The organism is Anaerobacillus sp. 63XJN7_5_ISO-PGPR-S23-430 (assembly GCF_056173695.1).
On record NZ_CM149686.1, the window covers coordinates 2,123,170 to 2,139,076 of the forward strand.

The 15,907-nt window shown below is 39.2% G+C and carries 15 protein-coding genes; 14 read left to right on the plus strand and 1 reads right to left on the minus strand.

Annotation, left to right across the window (positions count from 1 at the left end; all coding sequences use genetic code 11):
• The first annotated feature begins 7 nt into the window (after nt 1-7).
• From AC0VYJ_RS11365 to AC0VYJ_RS11385, 5 genes are all read left to right on the plus strand, one after another.
• A complete protein-coding gene (locus AC0VYJ_RS11365) occupies nt 8-1,345 on the plus strand; it encodes an aminotransferase (protein WP_475367414.1) in 1,338 nt (445 codons plus the stop codon).
• 130 nt (nt 1,346-1,475) lie between these two features.
• A complete protein-coding gene (locus tag AC0VYJ_RS11370; protein ID WP_194221662.1) occupies nt 1,476-2,459 on the plus strand; it encodes a quinone oxidoreductase family protein in 984 nt (327 codons plus the stop codon).
• 497 nt (nt 2,460-2,956) lie between these two features.
• On the plus strand, nt 2,957-5,815 hold the full coding sequence (locus tag AC0VYJ_RS11375; protein WP_475367415.1) for a 2-oxoglutarate dehydrogenase E1 component: 2,859 nt from the start codon (nt 2,957-2,959) through the stop codon (nt 5,813-5,815).
• Nucleotides 5,808-7,109 carry a 2-oxoglutarate dehydrogenase complex dihydrolipoyllysine-residue succinyltransferase gene (gene odhB, locus AC0VYJ_RS11380; RefSeq protein ID WP_475367416.1) on the plus strand — a complete coding sequence of 434 codons (1,302 nt, stop codon included), beginning with the start codon at nt 5,808-5,810 and terminating at the stop codon, nt 7,107-7,109. Before AC0VYJ_RS11375 ends, odhB begins: the two co-directional genes overlap by 8 nt.
• Before the next feature lie 160 nt (nt 7,110-7,269).
• Nucleotides 7,270-7,473 carry a DUF6501 family protein gene (locus AC0VYJ_RS11385; RefSeq protein ID WP_194221665.1) on the plus strand — a complete coding sequence of 68 codons (204 nt, stop codon included), beginning with the start codon at nt 7,270-7,272 and terminating at the stop codon, nt 7,471-7,473.
• 108 nt (nt 7,474-7,581) lie between these two features.
• On the opposite strand, the gene AC0VYJ_RS11390 is transcribed toward AC0VYJ_RS11385, so the two are convergent.
• Nucleotides 7,582-8,820: a YeeE/YedE family protein gene (locus AC0VYJ_RS11390; protein WP_475367483.1), complete on the minus strand. Its 1,239-nt coding sequence runs from the start codon at nt 8,818-8,820 to the stop codon at nt 7,582-7,584.
• A 335-nt stretch (nt 8,821-9,155) separates the two neighbouring features.
• Here AC0VYJ_RS11390 and AC0VYJ_RS11395 point away from each other — a divergent pair, with 335 nt between their 5' ends.
• From AC0VYJ_RS11395 to AC0VYJ_RS11435, 9 genes are all read left to right on the plus strand, one after another.
• Nucleotides 9,156-10,223, plus strand: coding sequence for a nitric oxide synthase oxygenase (locus AC0VYJ_RS11395; RefSeq protein WP_475367417.1), 1,068 nt, complete (start codon nt 9,156-9,158; stop codon nt 10,221-10,223).
• A 158-nt stretch (nt 10,224-10,381) separates the two neighbouring features.
• On the plus strand, nt 10,382-10,819 hold the full coding sequence (locus AC0VYJ_RS11400) for a DUF4395 domain-containing protein (protein WP_475367418.1): 438 nt from the start codon (nt 10,382-10,384) through the stop codon (nt 10,817-10,819).
• A gap of 132 nt (nt 10,820-10,951) precedes the next feature.
• Nucleotides 10,952-12,262, plus strand: a complete 1,311-nt coding sequence (locus AC0VYJ_RS11405) for a lysine N(6)-hydroxylase/L-ornithine N(5)-oxygenase family protein (RefSeq protein WP_475367419.1) — start codon at nt 10,952-10,954, stop codon at nt 12,260-12,262.
• Between the two features lie 62 nt (nt 12,263-12,324).
• Complete coding sequence (locus tag AC0VYJ_RS11410) at nt 12,325-12,960, plus strand: methanogen output domain 1-containing protein (protein ID WP_475367420.1); 636 nt, start codon at nt 12,325-12,327, stop codon at nt 12,958-12,960.
• An 81-nt stretch (nt 12,961-13,041) separates the two neighbouring features.
• Nucleotides 13,042-13,233 (plus strand): hypothetical protein, encoded by a 192-nt coding sequence (locus AC0VYJ_RS11415; protein ID WP_226613113.1) that lies wholly within the window; start codon nt 13,042-13,044, stop codon nt 13,231-13,233.
• Between the two features lie 91 nt (nt 13,234-13,324).
• Entirely contained in the window at nt 13,325-13,459 is a 135-nt protein-coding gene (locus AC0VYJ_RS11420) for a hypothetical protein (RefSeq protein ID WP_255622435.1), read from the plus strand.
• Nucleotides 13,460-13,595: 136 nt separating this feature from the next.
• Nucleotides 13,596-14,423: an aldo/keto reductase gene (locus AC0VYJ_RS11425; RefSeq protein WP_475367421.1), complete on the plus strand. Its 828-nt coding sequence runs from the start codon at nt 13,596-13,598 to the stop codon at nt 14,421-14,423.
• An 82-nt stretch (nt 14,424-14,505) separates the two neighbouring features.
• Nucleotides 14,506-15,066 (plus strand): hypothetical protein, encoded by a 561-nt coding sequence (locus AC0VYJ_RS11430; protein ID WP_475367422.1) that lies wholly within the window; start codon nt 14,506-14,508, stop codon nt 15,064-15,066.
• A 63-nt stretch (nt 15,067-15,129) separates the two neighbouring features.
• Entirely contained in the window at nt 15,130-15,876 is a 747-nt protein-coding gene (locus AC0VYJ_RS11435) for a pirin family protein (protein ID WP_475367423.1), read from the plus strand.
• The last annotated feature ends 31 nt before the right edge of the window (nt 15,877-15,907 follow it).

Below are 15,907 nucleotides of genomic sequence, written 5' to 3' on the forward strand. Positions count from 1 at the left end.
GAAGAGTATGCATACTGCTCACGAGAATCTTGCAGGAAAAGATGAGAAATACGTCTGGCATGCGATGCGTCCATATGATCCAAAGTCTACTATGGTGATTGAGAAAGCAAATGGCGCCTGGTTAACTGATTACGAAGGAAATCAATTTCTCGATGCTATGGCTGGACTCTGGTGTGTCAATGTTGGGTACGGTCGAGAGGAACTGGCTCAGGCAGCTTTTGATCAGCTTAAAGAGTTATCTTATTATCCGTTAACGCATACACACGCCCCGGCTATTAAGTTAGCAGAAAAGCTAAATGAGATGCTTGGTGGAGGGTACGTTATCTTTTTCTCTAATAGCGGGTCTGAAGCAAACGAAACAGCTTTCAAAATTGCGAGGCAATATCATGAGCAAAAGGGAGAAGGAAGTAGACATAAAATTGTTTCCCGCTATAGAGCGTATCATGGTAATACAATGGGTTCATTAGCTGCAACAGGTCAGGCGCAACGGAAATACAAATATGAACCACTTGGTCAGGGTTTTTTACATGTACAGCCACCAGATACGTATAGAGAGAATCAAGATCATCAAGGACAACTACCTTCGGTCAAAGCCGTTGATGACATTATGACATGGGAGCTTAGCCAAACAGTCGCCGCTATGATTATGGAACCGATCATCACAGGTGGAGGTATTATTATGCCTCAACAAGAGTACATGAAATCCGTGAAAGAAATATGTGAAAAGCACGGCGCTCTGTTAATTTGTGATGAAGTGATTTGTGGCTTCGGAAGAACAGGAAAAGCATTCGGCTTTATGAATTATGACGTAAAGCCAGATATAGTGACAATGGCAAAAGGTTTAACAAGTGGTTATCTCCCATTATCTGCAACAGCTGTTAAAGAAGAGGTCTACGAAGCATTTAAGGGGAAAGATTCTTATGATCATTTCAGACATATCAATACATTCGGCGGCAACCCAGCTTCATGTGCACTTGCCCTAAAGAATTTAGAAATAATGGAGCAGGAGCAGCTTTTTGATCGGTCACATACATTAGGTGATAAGCTAAAGAAGCAGTTAACAGAGCGGTTAGCCACTCACCCGAATGTTGGTGATGTTCGAGGGAAAGGATTATTGGTTGGCATCGAGCTCGTCGAAGACAAGAGCACTAAGAAGCCGTTAGAGGTCAGTGAGCTAAATAAAGTAATCGCCTATTGCAAATCGCAAGGTGTAATTATAGGGAAGAATGGTGACACGGTAGCAGGTTATAACAATGTTTTAACGATGGCTCCTCCTCTAACAATCAAAGAAAAGGATGTCGATTTACTTGTTCAAACCGTAATTGAAGGTCTCCTACATTTATAACAGTGCGCCGAGGGCGCACTTTTTATTGCGGGGGAAGTGGGATCAATTAAAAAAGATTGAATATTTGAATATCTTGTATTATAGTGAAAGTGTTACATACTGACTGGTTAGTTTAAAGGGAGGAATTATAATGAAAGCGATCCAACTGAAGGAATTTGGTGGACCCGAAGTTTTACAACTCATTGACATGGATGTTCCGGAACCAAAAGGTCATGAAGTATTAATTGAAATTCAAGCTATTGGAGTAAATTACGCTGATACAGCGAGAAGAGAAGGGCAATATGTTGTTGAAACTCCGCTTCCTTACGTTCCAGGCTCCGAAGTAGCAGGTATAGTGAAAGCTGTTGGAGAGAAGGTGACTTCCGTAAAACCAGGATCATCTGTTGTGACGTTACTAGGCACGAAAAATGCGACGGGTTATGCAGAATTTACGCTAGCTGATGAAAGAGGGTTGATTGCCATTCCTGAAGGTGTTGAACCTCAATATGCTGTTGCGTTACCGCTACAGGGCTTGAGTGCTTACCATACACTCAAAACAATGGGACGATTTGAAAATGGGGAAACTGTCTTAATTCATGCGGCTGCAGGTGGCGTTGGAACGATAGCCGTTCAACTCGCAAGACTATGGGGAGCTAAAACGGTTATTGGAACAGCGAGTAGTGAAGAAAAAAGAAACCTTGCTGCTGATATGGGTGCAGATCTCACTGTGGATTATACGAAAGAAGGATGGGAGCAAGAAGTTTTAGATGCAACAGATGGTAATGGAGTGGACGTTATTCTGGAAATGGCAGGCGGAGACGTTTTTAGAAAATCGTTGAAGTGTCTTGCTCCATTTGGACGACTCGTTATTTATGGCGTGGCGAGCGGAGAACAAAGCCGCTTCTATCCATCCTCTCTAATGGAGAAAAATCAATCAGTGGTTGGTTTTTTCCTGCCACAAATGATGCGCAAACCAGTCCTTTACCAAAAGAGTCTCGAAGAATTGCTACATTATATGCAAAGTGGAGAATTGAAATTAACAATTGGTGGTGTATTTAATTTAGAAGAAGCAGCTGACGTTCATCGTATGCTTCAAGGGCGTCAAACGAAAGGAAAACTAATCTTAACACCTTAATTCAACATAAACAAAGCCGACCTATAAAGGTCGGCTTTGTTTAGTTATAGCTGATATTCGTTTAGGTAAGTAGTACTTCGCTTTTCCACATACAACTAATTTTTAACGAATCCTATAGGATGAATGAAATAAAATGGACCGCATTTCGCTCGTATGACACTAAAGAAATAAACCGCTGTAAATATTCATTGGTAGAAAATCGATATTAGCTATTCACTATGGTAACACTTTGTGGTAATTTAGTATTGCACTGTGTTAATATTCGAAAAATTTTTTAGCTTTTATCATTGTTCGTTGAAATTTTTTTCGAGAATTTGCTTGAAAGTTTTGTGAGCAGTCTAAAATTATGCTAAAATATCAATGTAAGCGTTTTTTTAAATTGAAGGTTTCAAATCGCGAAATGAGTGTAAAGAACAAGTAAGAAACCATGCTTAAAGTGGTGTGCAATTAGACCATTGCACTAATCGAGTTTAAACCCAGCAGGGAGGTAGCATGCTTTGAATACCAAACAGTCCAGAGTGGAACACCCATGGCAAGAATTTTATGGACCAAACCTTGGCTATGCCATTGAATTATATGAAAAATATCAAGAGGATCCTGAATCTGTTGATCCAGACATGCGTCAAAAATTTGACCAGTGGGGACCCCCACCTTCTTCACAAGAAGTAGTTGAAACTTCAGGTCAGCCAGCTAATCTCAAAAAGGTTATTTCTGCTGTTAAATTAGCCGACAATATTCGTACATACGGTCATTTAGCTGCGGCGATCAACCCGCTTTCTAATGAAAAATCTGATCAGGATTTCATGACACCACAGAAATACGGTCTCTCTGATGAAGACCTGAAAGCGATTCCTGCACAAGTGATTTGGGAAAATGCTCCTGATGAAGTAAACAATGGATTGCAAGCGATTCAAAAATTGCAAGATCTTTATACAAAATCTATGTCTTATGAGTTCACTCATGTTCATTCAGATGATGAGCGTAAATGGCTAGATGAAATGGTAGAAAACGACTCTGTAAGTCGTACACTTACGAATGATGATCGTAAGGAGCTTCTACGCAGATTAACGGAAGTAGAAGGATTCGAGAAATTCCTTCATAAAACATTTGTTGGTCAAAAGCGCTTTTCAATCGAAGGCGTTGATGCCATGGTGCCGATGCTTGACGATGTTATTAAGTGCGGGACAAGTGATGGTGCAAAGAACGTTATGATTGGTATGGCGCACCGAGGTCGTTTGAACGTTCTAACACACGTATTAAACAAGCCTTACGAGAAAATATTCTCTGAATTTCACCATGCACCAAATAAGGAACTCGTTCCTTCAGAAGGTTCAATGGGAATTAACTACGGTTGGACTGGTGACGTTAAATATCACATGGGGGCAGACCGGAAATTTGAAGAGTCTGATACTGCTAAAGCAACGGTAACACTAGCAAACAACCCGAGTCATCTTGAATTCGTCGATCCTGTTGTAGAAGGTTATGCTCGAGCTGCTCAAGAAACACGTGAAGAAAAAGGTGAGCCAAAGCAGGACTTCCGTAAATCGTTTGCTATCTTAATTCATGGCGATGCGGCCTTCCCAGGTGAGGGAGTGGTTGCTGAGACGCTTAACTTAAGTCAGCTGAAAGGCTATCATACTGGTGGAACGATTCATATCATAGCTAACAATCAGCTTGGATTTACGACTGAAAGCACGGATTCTCGCTCTACAAAGTACGCAAGTGATCTTGCTAAAGGCTACGAAATTCCAATTGTTCACGTTAATGCGGATGATCCAGAGGCGTGTCTCGCTGCTATGCACCTAGCATACGAATACCGCATGAAGTTTAATAAAGACTTTCTAATTGACCTCATCGGCTATCGTCGATTTGGCCATAATGAAATGGATGATCCGGCTGTAACGCAGCCGCATTTATATGAAAAGATTAAAAACCACCCTACTGTTCGAGCGAGCTATGCGAAGTATCTTACTGAGCAGAAAGTCATCGAAAGTGGTGATGGCGAGAAATATGATGAGGAAATTCTTGCACAGCTACAAGAGCAATACGATAAGGTGGCTAAGGGTGGCGAAGCTGATACAGATGTAAAAGAACTGCAGCCGCCTAAAGAAATTGTTAAAGGAATACCAACTATTGATACATCTGTTCAACTTGAAACATTGAAAGATATTAATGAGAAGCTTCTAATTCGTCCTGATGGCTTTAATGTATATCCAAAGCTTGAGCGGATTTTAAAAAGAAGACTTGATATGTTGGAAGAGGGCGGAAAAGTGGATTGGGCCCTTGGTGAAACGCTAGCATTTGCTTCTATTCTAGGTGATGGAACTCCAATTCGTATTACAGGTCAGGACTCACAGCGTGGTACATTCGCGCAACGTCATCTCGTTCTTCATGATAAAGAAACTGGAGAGACGTTCTGTCCGCTACACGAAATACCGCAGGCAGAGTCTTCCTTTGCGATTCATAATAGTCCACTATCTGAAGCGTCAGTTGTTGGATTCGAATATGGATATAATGTTTTTGCTCCAGAAACACTCGTTATTTGGGAAGCACAATATGGTGACTTTGCTAATGCTGCTCAAGTTATATTTGACCAATTTGTTTCTGCTGGAAGAGCTAAGTGGGGACAAAAATCAGGAATGGTTCTTCTACTTCCTCATGGTTATGAAGGTCAAGGTCCTGAGCATTCAAGTGGTAGAGTTGAACGCTTCCTTACTTTAGCTGCAGAAAACAACTGGACAGTTGCGAACCTTACTAGTGCGGCACAATACTTCCACATATTGCGAAGACAAGCTGCGATACTAGAGAAACAAGAAGTTCGTCCGCTCGTTATTATGACTCCTAAGAGCCTACTTCGTAATCAACGTACATCATCACCTGGTTTCGAATTTAGTCAAGGTCAGTTCCTAAGCGTTGTTGAACAAGCGGGTCTTGGTGAGAAGAAAACGAAAGTCGAACGTATTGTTTTATGTACTGGGAAAGTAGCTGTTGATCTTGCAGCTGAAATTGAGTCATCTGATGAAAAGTATGACTGGCTACATGTTTTAAGAGTGGAGCAATTATATCCATTCCCTGAGGATGAAGTGAAGAAGATTTTTGAACGGTATTCAAATGTGAAAGAAATCATTTGGTTACAAGAAGAACCAAAGAATATGGGAGCATGGAATTATATCGCATCTCGAATTCACGATTCAGCACCTGATGGAGTTTCCGTTACCTATGTAGGACGTCCTGATCGTTCAAGTCCTGCAGGTGGAGAGCCTAACGTGCATAAGAAAGACCAGGAAAGAATTATTCAAGAAGTATTAGAACCATCCAAAACTGTTTCCCATCAAGGAGGTAATCGTCGTGATTGAAGTTAAAGTACCAGAACTAGCAGAATCCATTACAGAAGGTACCATTTCTCAATGGTTAATCAAAGTAGGCGACAAAGTTGAAAAAGGTGACAACCTTGTTGAGCTTGAAACAGATAAAGTAAACATTGAAGTGAGCGCAGAAAATGATGGCGTGATTGAAGAACTTCTTAAAGATCCAGGAGATAATGTTGAAGTAGGCGAAATTATTGCTTATCTTGGCAGCGGAAGTGGAGAAAATAGTTCTTCTGAAACAAAAGAAGAGAAATCCACTGAAAATGCGGAATCAAAACAGGAAGAAAAAGAAACACCTGAGGATGCGAAGTCAGAGCAAGAATCTAAAGCACATGCAACTGAATCAAGTGAAGAAAAATCCGAGAATGGTCGCACTGTTGCTTCACCTTCTGCGCGTAAGCTTGCCCGTGAACTAGGTGTTGATTTAAACAATGTTGAAACACGCGATCCATTAGGTCGTGTTCGTCCAGACGATGTGAAGGCACATGCAGATAAAGCGAACCAGAAAGAAGCACCTAAGCAAGAAAAGAAACAGGAGACTCCGAAACAAGAAAAGAAATCTCCTGATGCAAATGAAGGCAAGCCAGTAGAGCGTGTGAAGATGTCACGTCGTCGTCAAACGATTGCTAAGCGTCTTGTGGAAGTACAGCACACGGCTGCTATGTTAACAACGTTTAATGAAGTTGACATGACAGCAATTATGGAACTTCGTAAGCGTCGCAAAGACAAGTTTCTAGAAGATAATGATGTAAAGCTCGGATTTATGTCATTTTTCACGAAAGCGGTTGTTGGCGCACTGAAGAAATATCCACGTCTAAATGCAGAAATTCAAGATACTGATATTGTCTTGAAGAAGTTTTATGATATCGGTATTGCAGTTGGAGCAGAAGAAGGACTTGTCGTTCCTGTCGTTCGTGATGCAGATAAGCTATCTTTTGCTGGAATCGAACAGGAAATTGGTAACCTTGCAAAAAAAGCTCGTGATAATAAATTAAAGCTTGATGAACTTCAGGGTGGTTCATTCACTATTACTAATGGTGGGATTTTCGGATCAATGCTTTCGACACCGATTTTGAACGCTCCTCAAGTTGGTATTCTAGGAATGCACAAAATTCAATGGCGTCCTATGGCAATTGATCAGGAAAGAATGGAAAACCGTCCGATGATGTACATCGCCCTCTCATACGATCACCGTATTGTTGATGGAGGAGAAGCGGTTAGCTTCCTTGCTAAAATTAAAGAACTTCTTGAAGATCCAGAACAGCTACTTCTAGAAGGGTAATTTAACGAAGAACCTGAATCTCACCGATTCAGGTTCTTTTTACATCAAGACAGTTGGTGATTCCACGATTAACTTGTTTGAAAAGGAATAGATGATCTTCCTTTAACTTATTGGTTCTGTCATGTAAAATAAAAAGAAAGTTGAAAGGAAGTGAAACAAGATGATTCATCATTCATGGAAAGAAGCACCTACTATTAAAAATGTGAAGTGTGTACATACAGATGCAAAGAAGTATATGGTCAATCGCGTATTAACAGAAGGTAAAACATATGAAGTTAAGAATGAAACAGAAGAGTTTTTATTTGTAGTTGATAATAGTGGAAAAGTTGGCGGATTTTATAAAGAGTATTTTGAGGAAATCTAGTATTCCATATCGTTTAGACCAGATCATTAATGATCTGGTCTTTTTATTATACGCAATGATTTTTCACCATTATGAAGGGCACTGGATATTATCCAGTGCCCAGTTACGTTAGCAAAATTGATCATCTTTTTTAGGATTTTTCAAACCGAATAGTGGTCTTAAATAAAGCGCAACATATGAACCTGCGAGAGCTACAATCATCCATACCCAGCCGTGAAGGCTAAAGGATGCAATCCCGCCAAAGTATGCCCCTATGTTACAGCCGTAGGCGAGACGAGCACCGTAGCCCATTAATAAACCGCCTATAATAGAAGCAGCAGCTAACTTCAATGGAACTCTTCTCATAACGAATGCGCCCCCAGCACCTGCTGCAACAAAAGCACCTAAAATGACACCGAAGTTCATAACGCTAGTTGAATCTGTAAGGATTGATTGTTCAAGAGCAGCAGCTTTTCCTCCAGACCAATAACCCCATTGCGTAACATCTATGCCAAGAAACAGCGCAATCTTAGATCCCCATAGAGCAAAAGCTGACGTAATACCCCAAGGATTTCCACGCGAGATAAGTGTTAATGCATTTAGGATACCGAGCGCAATGGCAGCTGTCCAAATCGGCCATGAGCCGCGGAAGATCCGTTTCCATCCAGTTGATGTCGGCAAAGGTTTCATCTTAGGGGGCTTTCGTTTCTTTGCAATACCTCTTATTACAATGAATATGATAGCAAATAAGAATAGTTGGGCAATCCAAGCACCAAAATATCCTAAGCCTGTGTCTTCTGCTAACGAGATTGCCTCAAAGGATGGCATCTGATTTACCCAGAAATCAAAGTGCCAGGCACCAATGACAGATCCAACAATGAAACCAAATAACGTTAGCAGCATTTCAGACTTTCCCCATCCAACTGTATAGAGTGTCCCAGAAGCACATCCTCCACCGAGTTGCATGCCTATACCAAATAGAAAAGATCCTACTACAACACTAGTTCCCACTGGAAAAACATATCCTGTTGGATTTGTATCAAATAAACCAAAACCATTTGCGAGTATTGGCGCAAACAACGTACTAGCCACAGCTAACATAAGCATATGTGATTGAATAGCTGTCCCGTTGCCTACACTAAGAAGTTGTCTAAAGGCGGAAGTGAATCCAAATCTTGCATGTAAGAGGCAGTACCCAAGTAATAGGCCTAAACCAAATAGCACAAATTGTTGAATGCCTTGATCCAGCCACAGAATTAGTGCTAGTAAACCAATAACGATAAAGCCACCTGTTAACACAGGTTTTTGTGGCGCTTTTAAAAACGGTAATTGTAAATTTGTTTTTGAACGATGAATCGGCTGTTCCATAGCCATATATAATGCACCTCATTCCGATGTATTTAGTATGAATTGATTCGTACATCCTACATGATATTTCCCTTTCTGTAAACAAGTACGTGTTCTTTCCTAAAAGCTATCATAATGAACGGCTTCACTTGGATGAACAAAACAATGAGGTATTAACAATATAAAGAAACATCGCTTCTTAAAACCGATCGTTTGATATGTACCATTCGTCCTATATAGAAGGGGTGTGATATAATATTTCTGTGCAAAATGACGTCTTTTCATAGGATTAATAGAACGATATTCAGCTTAAGATCAGGTGTTACAACCGTCTCAGGCTATTGGAGGTTGAGACAATGGAAAAAGAACAATTATTAGATAGTGCTTATGACTTTGTCGATCAAGCTTATTATGAATTAAACAAAGATCCAGCCGAATTAATAAAACGAAAAACTGAAATAAAAAGAGAAATTACCGATACAGGATCCTATACTCATACATATGAAGAGTTAGTTCAAGGTGCAAAAATGGCTTGGAGAAATAGCAATAAGTGTATCGGTCGCCTTTTCTGGAATACGATGACTGTTTTAGATGCTCGATCGGCTTGTACTGTAGAAGAAGTATCTGAAGCATTAATAAATCATATTCGAATGGCGTCTAATGGAGGTAAAATTAAACCTTCCATCACCATTTTCGCACCTGGTAAAGTGCAAATTTGGAATCACCAACTCATACGTTACGCAGGCTATGAAACCGAGAATGGCATCATTGGTGATCCTGATTCAATATCATTTACTAAGAAAGTAATGGAACTGGGTTGGAGAGGTGAAGGGACGCAACACGACGTTTTACCGCTTGTTTTTTGTATAGATGCTGGAAGTCCAAACGTCGTCGAGATCCCTGCTAATGAAGTTATCCAGGTACAAATTAAGCATCCGGAATATGATTTTTCTCCTTTAAATGTTAAGTGGTATGGTGTGCCTATCATATCAGATATGCGATTAGAAATCGGAGGGATCCATTACAATGCAGCCCCATTTAATGGCTGGTATATGGGCACAGAAATCGGTGCTAGGAACCTTGCAGATAAGAATCGATATAACCTTCTACCAGAAGTCGCTAAAATCTTAAATCTCGATACTCTTTCGAATGCGACGCTTTGGAAAGATCGCGCTTTAGTTGAGTTAAATCGTGCTGTTTTGTATTCCTATCAAAAGAATGGCATTAGTATCGTTGATCATCATACTGCTGCAAAACAATTTCACAAATTTGAACAAAATGAAGCGAAAGCAGAACGAGAAGTAACGGGTAATTGGACTTGGCTCATTCCACCTGTATCACCTGCTACAACGCATATTTTTCACAAACCATATAAAAATAAAATTGTAACTCCTAACTATTTTTATCAAGACAAACCATACTAAAAGAGTCTTGAACGTAAATATGGGGCATTGATATTTGATGCTAACTTTAAAAACCACTTGTCGGTGGTTTTTTCTTATGAGCATTAGACTATACAAAAGTCTTAAAAAGCAGTATCCTTTAATATAAATATATTCCTATAAGAAAGGTTGGTATTAAATTGCCTTCATCTATACCTAGACCTCTAGTGAGACTAAATCAATCGTTTATTTTTATATTTGCTACGTCATTTGTCTTTTTTAATCACTGGTTATTTCTTATTATTCCTCTCATTTTTGGAATAATGGGGCTACTTATGAACTTTAATCCAGTTATGAAGGCGGGTAAACTTTTCTTAAAGAAGCCTGTTAATCAATATATTCCTGAAGATAAAGATCAACAGCAATTCAATCAAAAAATAGCTGTGACGTTGTTGTCTGTTTCATTAATCGCCTATTACCTTAACGTGAACTGGTTAGCGATCACGTCTGCCACTATGGTGGCACTTGCTTCACTAATTGCTATTCTTGGTTTTTGTATCGGTTGCTTTGTTCGCTTTCAATGGAAGCAGTATCAATATCGTCGTTCTCAACATTCTTCTAAAAAACAGCCTAATTAGGCTGTTTTTTTAGTTTTGAATGGTATGTTCAAATTGCTCATTAATCTCTCGCTTTTTAGAAAAAACAGATAATAGCATTTCTGGTATAATAAAAGGAGATAATAGATGCAAGAAGAGAAAGGATAGGATTGGATGAAACAGAAAGTATACGATTTAATTGGTGTTGGGATTGGACCATTTAATTTAGGGTTAGCTGCTTTGATGGATCCAATTAAAGAAATGGATACACTTTTCTTTGAGCAGAAAGAACAATTTAATTGGCATCCGGGAATGTTGATTGAAGGGACGCGGCTCCAAGTACCTTTTATGGCGGATCTTGTCACAATGGCTGATCCAACTAATCCGTATAGTTATTTAAATTATTTAAAACATCATAATCGTTTGTATCATTTTTATTTTCTACAGCGTCTTGAAATGCCACGTAATGAGTACAATCATTATTGTCAGTGGGCAGCCAATCAATTGGAAAGCTGTCAATTCGGCTCTAAAGTATTAGCTGTAGTTCCAATAGGTAAACCAGTCGAGCGTTATGAAATTACGGTTGAAAAGCTTACCACTGGTGAAACAGAAACATATGTAGCTAAAAATATTATCCTTGGAGTAGGGACTATTCCGTCATTACCTAAGGCGTTGCAGGATTTACCTGAAGAAGACGTTTTTCATTCTTCCACATTTCTAGATCACACAGAGCGGTGTAAACAGGCTAAGAAAATCACGGTTATTGGGTCCGGGCAAAGCTCTGCAGAGATTTTCCGTGAGTTGTTAAAAGAAAGACAAGAGTACGGGTATTCCCTTAATTGGGTAACAAGGTCTCAAGGATTTTTCCCAATGGAAGAAACGAGATTAAGTTTAGAGCACTTTTCTCCTGAATATGTTGATTATTTCTATGATCTACCTCAGGAGCAAAAAGATGATATCTTTAAAGGACAGCAGTTATTGTATAAAGGCATTAGTCCTCATACCATTACCGATATTTATAACCTTCTATATGAACAGTCCGTGGGAGGTAAAGATATGGATGTGATGCTAATGCCATTAACTGAAATCAATGGAGTTAGAGAAAAAGAAGATGGAACAGGGTATGAAGTAGAGTGTCGACAATGGCAAAAAGGAGAAAATTTCCTTTTGGATAGTGAAGTTATTATTGCTGGTACAGGTTATCGCCCGTTGATTCCTAAGTGCCTTCAAGATTTAGAAGAGATTATTGATTGGGATGAGAACGGGCGATACCATGTCTCAAAAGATTATCGCCTTAACTTAACATGTGAAGCTTCTTCTCACATTTATGTTCATAGTGGCATGCAGCATACTCATGGCGTGGGCTCAACGAATCTCGGACTTGCTGTAAATCGAAATAAAATCATTATTAATCAACTAGCTGAGAAAGAAATATATCCAGTTTTGGAAGGTAATATTTTCCAACAATTTGAACGGAATGAATAATTAAACTTTTAATTTTTAATGGAAAACATTATGATTAAGAAAAGGATCGGGGAGGACTTGAAATGGGTGAAGACATAAAGAACTCCTTGTCACAACTAACGGCTAACAAGTTTCTAGGAAAACTGATTACGCAATATGCTCACATTCATCAAAGGGCGATAGGGTCTGAAGCACAAGAGTATATTAAACAATTAGGGATTCGAACTGGAGAATGGCTAGAAGCTTATTACGATGAACCGACATTGACTCCTGACGATTATGCACATGCTATTGTAGATATCAAAAACGCAATAGGTGGGGAATTCTACATTGCAGAAGTTACAGCGGATTATGTTGTTGTAAAATCAAACAAGTGTCCCTTTGGTAGTCAGGTGAAAGATGCGCCTCATCTTTGCATGATGACTTCTAGTGTATTTGGCGGTATTGCAGCTAGACACTTTCAATATGGGGAAGTCAATCTTAGACAACGTATTGCCATTGGTGACCCAAATTGTGAAGTGATGATCGCACTTAAACCTGGGATTGAATCAGGTGAATGCTACAAAGACATACCAATTACACCTAATAATGGTAACCCTTTTACATGGGAAGAGGATACCATTGCTCTTCTGAATAAGGAATTAAAACGGAGTGACGAGATGGTGATGAAGCTTGTCCAGGAGTTAGAAGACCTAAAAAAACAGGTGGAAAATAGATAAGCTGAAAACCAGCCAACTTGGCTGGTTTTTTTGTATGAAAATAACCTTTTGATAGAAACTAATGTAAAGGAGGAGTGCCATATGGAGAAAAATGCACGAGGTTATGTTCAAGATAGCTGTAGGGCTCTTGAAGAAGCGAGTAAATATTTAGAGGATGCTCTTTCGACAGTTGAAAAAGGGCAAAATCGTGATCGTATTCAGCAGTCTCTAGATGAGTTGATGACTGTTCAGACTCATTGTAACGAGACTGCAAACGTTCTAGAGCAGCGATAAAAAATTTTATTGAGTAAATTTGTAAATTATAGTTTTAGCTCAATTAAAATCGGAAATGGTGAACTAACGCTTTACACAAGGAGGGAAAACAATGAGTCTTTTATTTGGAAAAGGCATGCAGGCGTTCGAACAGGACGCTAAAGCAGAGAAGGAAAAAGTTCAAACGTCTCCTACTGCTCAATTTAACAAGAAGTCTAGATTGAAGCAAAAACCTACGAAAATATAGCCATCCTTTTGGATGGTTTTTTTTATTTCGCTTATTTCGTTTAAGCACGCATATCCATTTACATAAAAATGTGTAAGATTGAAAAAAATGGGGAACAGTTCGATTGTGATACAAAGTAAATTGGAGGAGATTTTAAATGGCTAAACAATGGACAACAACTACATTACACAACGGTATTAAAATGCCAACACTTGGCTTAGGTGTATGGAAAATGGAAAACAATGAAGAAGTGAAAAACGCGGTTAATGCTGCTATTGACGCTGGGTATAAAGCGATCGACACAGCAGCAGCTTATAAAAATGAGGAAGGCGTTGGTGCTGCGATTAAACAGAACGGCATCCCGCGTGAAGAACTCTTTATTACTTCAAAAGTATGGAATGATGATCAGGGTTATGAATCGACAATAAAAGCCTTTGAAGAAACTATTTCAAAACTTGGTATTGAGACGCTAGATCTTTACTTAATTCATTGGCCGGTAGAAGGAAAGTATAAAGAAACGTGGAGAGCTATGGAGAAGCTTTATAAAGACGGTCGTATTCGCGCTATTGGCGTTAGTAATTTCCATCCGAATCACCTTGAAAATCTAATGAAGGATGCAGAAATTAAGCCAATGGTTAACCAAGTTGAATTTCACCCACTATTAAATCAACAAGAGCTTCGAGACTATTGTAAGCAACATGCCATTCAAATGGAAGCATGGTCACCACTTGCTCAAGGGAAATTGTTGGATCATGAGGTGGTTAAAGATATTGCTGAGCAGCATGGCAAATCAACTGCTCAGGTGATTATTCGTTGGGATCTTGAACATGAGGTCGTAACGATTCCTAAATCTTCGAATCCAGAACGCATTAAACAAAATTTTGATGTTTTCGACTTCGAATTAACAACAGATAATATTAGAGCTCTTGATGAGCTAAATCAAAATGAACGAATGGGACCTGATCCTGATAACTTTGATTTCTAAAATAAAGCCGGCCAAAGTGCCGGCTTTTTGTATGCAACCATTTCTTTTTGGCCTCGTCTACAATTAAAAGGGGGAGTAAAGAGTGGGGAAATGGATTATCGGAGCAACGATTATCTTATTAATTGTAGGTTTTTTTACAGGGGTTTGGTTTACAATGATTCGTAACTATTACCCAGAGGCAGAAACAACAGAGTCTGCTTTAATTCAGAAGATAGAAAAACCCTCGAATGGAAACGGATACAAAATAGGTGAGCCTTATGTTGAAAAAGATATGGATGGGAAGGAAATGTTTAGACTAGAAGTAAATGAAGTTGATCAAATTCCAGGACAAGAAGATTTACCTGAATTAGAAAAAGAAAAAGAATATATTGGATTTGAAATTTACGCAAAAAACTTCGATGATGCTGCAATTGATTTTAAGCCATATTACTCGAAACTAAAAGTAGACAGTTCTTACATAAAACCAGAGGAATTTGTCATTATTGATCAAGATGGCTGGAACAAATATTGGATAAAGGGAGGAGGTTCTTTTCGAATCGTCTTAATTTATGCAATCGACCGAAATGCTAAAGAAATGACATTAATCATTACACCAGAGTTTTCTTACAAAGACATCTTGTTTAAAGTAGACAATACGAGTTGACAATAATTTGGATTCAAGATAAAATTATCTCGAATTCGAGATAAATACAGGGTGGTGATCTATATGTTGATTCAGCGGTATAACGAAGAGCAACAAGGTGTAGGCCAATTTGACGGTGGAAAAATCACAGAACAGAAACCAATTGGTTTTCCAGGTGAAGGCTCTGAAGTGAAACGAGTAGGTCCTTTATTTTATTGGGCATGGGCGAAGTCTGAGCATGAAGGATACATCCCGCTTCATCCTCATCAAGGTTTTGAAATTATTACTTATGTGATCAGTGGGAAGGCGGAGCATGGAGATTCACTAGGTACGAGAAGTATCGTAGGTCCTGGTGGTTTACAAGTGATGCAGACAGGTTCTGGTGTATCCCATGAGGAGGGGTTTGTTGGACCCGATATGCAAGGGTTCCAAATTTGGTTTGAACCTCATTTGAGAGAAGCTCTTCGCCGGAAACCTACCTACCAACAATTTGAGCATGAAGAGTTCCAGATAGACGTTCACGATGGAGTACGTGTTAAGGAAATACTTGGTGACGACTCTCCTGTTGCTCTCGAAACAGACGTTCATATGTGGGATCTCCATATAAGCCATCCATTCATTTATAAACAACACATTGGAAAAGGACGTTCAGTAAGCATCTTAGTTTTAGAAGGAAGAGGACGGATAAACGAGACTTCTTATGAAGGAAAGGAATTTTTTGTTATTGAAGCAAGCGAGTTAGAAGAAATGAACATTCAAGCAGAAGCAAAAACAAGGCTTATCGTGATCGAAGTACCGACTACTGTCACCTATCCTTTGTATCGAAAATAGAAAAATGCGCTTTTCCGATCGATTTACTGGA

Coding starts and splice junctions, on each gene's coding strand:
- AC0VYJ_RS11365 (WP_475367414.1), top strand. CDS start 8: ATGCATACTGCTCACGAGAATCTTGCAGGAAAAGATGAGAAATACGTC.
- AC0VYJ_RS11370 (WP_194221662.1), top strand. CDS start 1,476: ATGAAAGCGATCCAACTGAAGGAATTTGGTGGACCCGAAGTTTTACAA.
- AC0VYJ_RS11385 (WP_194221665.1), top strand. CDS start 7,270: ATGATTCATCATTCATGGAAAGAAGCACCTACTATTAAAAATGTGAAG.
- AC0VYJ_RS11390 (WP_475367483.1), bottom strand. CDS start 8,820: ATGGAACAGCCGATTCATCGTTCAAAAACAAATTTACAATTACCGTTT.
- AC0VYJ_RS11395 (WP_475367417.1), top strand. CDS start 9,156: ATGGAAAAAGAACAATTATTAGATAGTGCTTATGACTTTGTCGATCAA.
- AC0VYJ_RS11405 (WP_475367419.1), top strand. CDS start 10,952: ATGAAACAGAAAGTATACGATTTAATTGGTGTTGGGATTGGACCATTT.
- AC0VYJ_RS11410 (WP_475367420.1), top strand. CDS start 12,325: ATGGGTGAAGACATAAAGAACTCCTTGTCACAACTAACGGCTAACAAG.
- AC0VYJ_RS11415 (WP_226613113.1), top strand. CDS start 13,042: ATGGAGAAAAATGCACGAGGTTATGTTCAAGATAGCTGTAGGGCTCTT.
- AC0VYJ_RS11420 (WP_255622435.1), top strand. CDS start 13,325: ATGAGTCTTTTATTTGGAAAAGGCATGCAGGCGTTCGAACAGGACGCT.
- AC0VYJ_RS11425 (WP_475367421.1), top strand. CDS start 13,596: ATGGCTAAACAATGGACAACAACTACATTACACAACGGTATTAAAATG.
- AC0VYJ_RS11435 (WP_475367423.1), top strand. CDS start 15,130: ATGTTGATTCAGCGGTATAACGAAGAGCAACAAGGTGTAGGCCAATTT.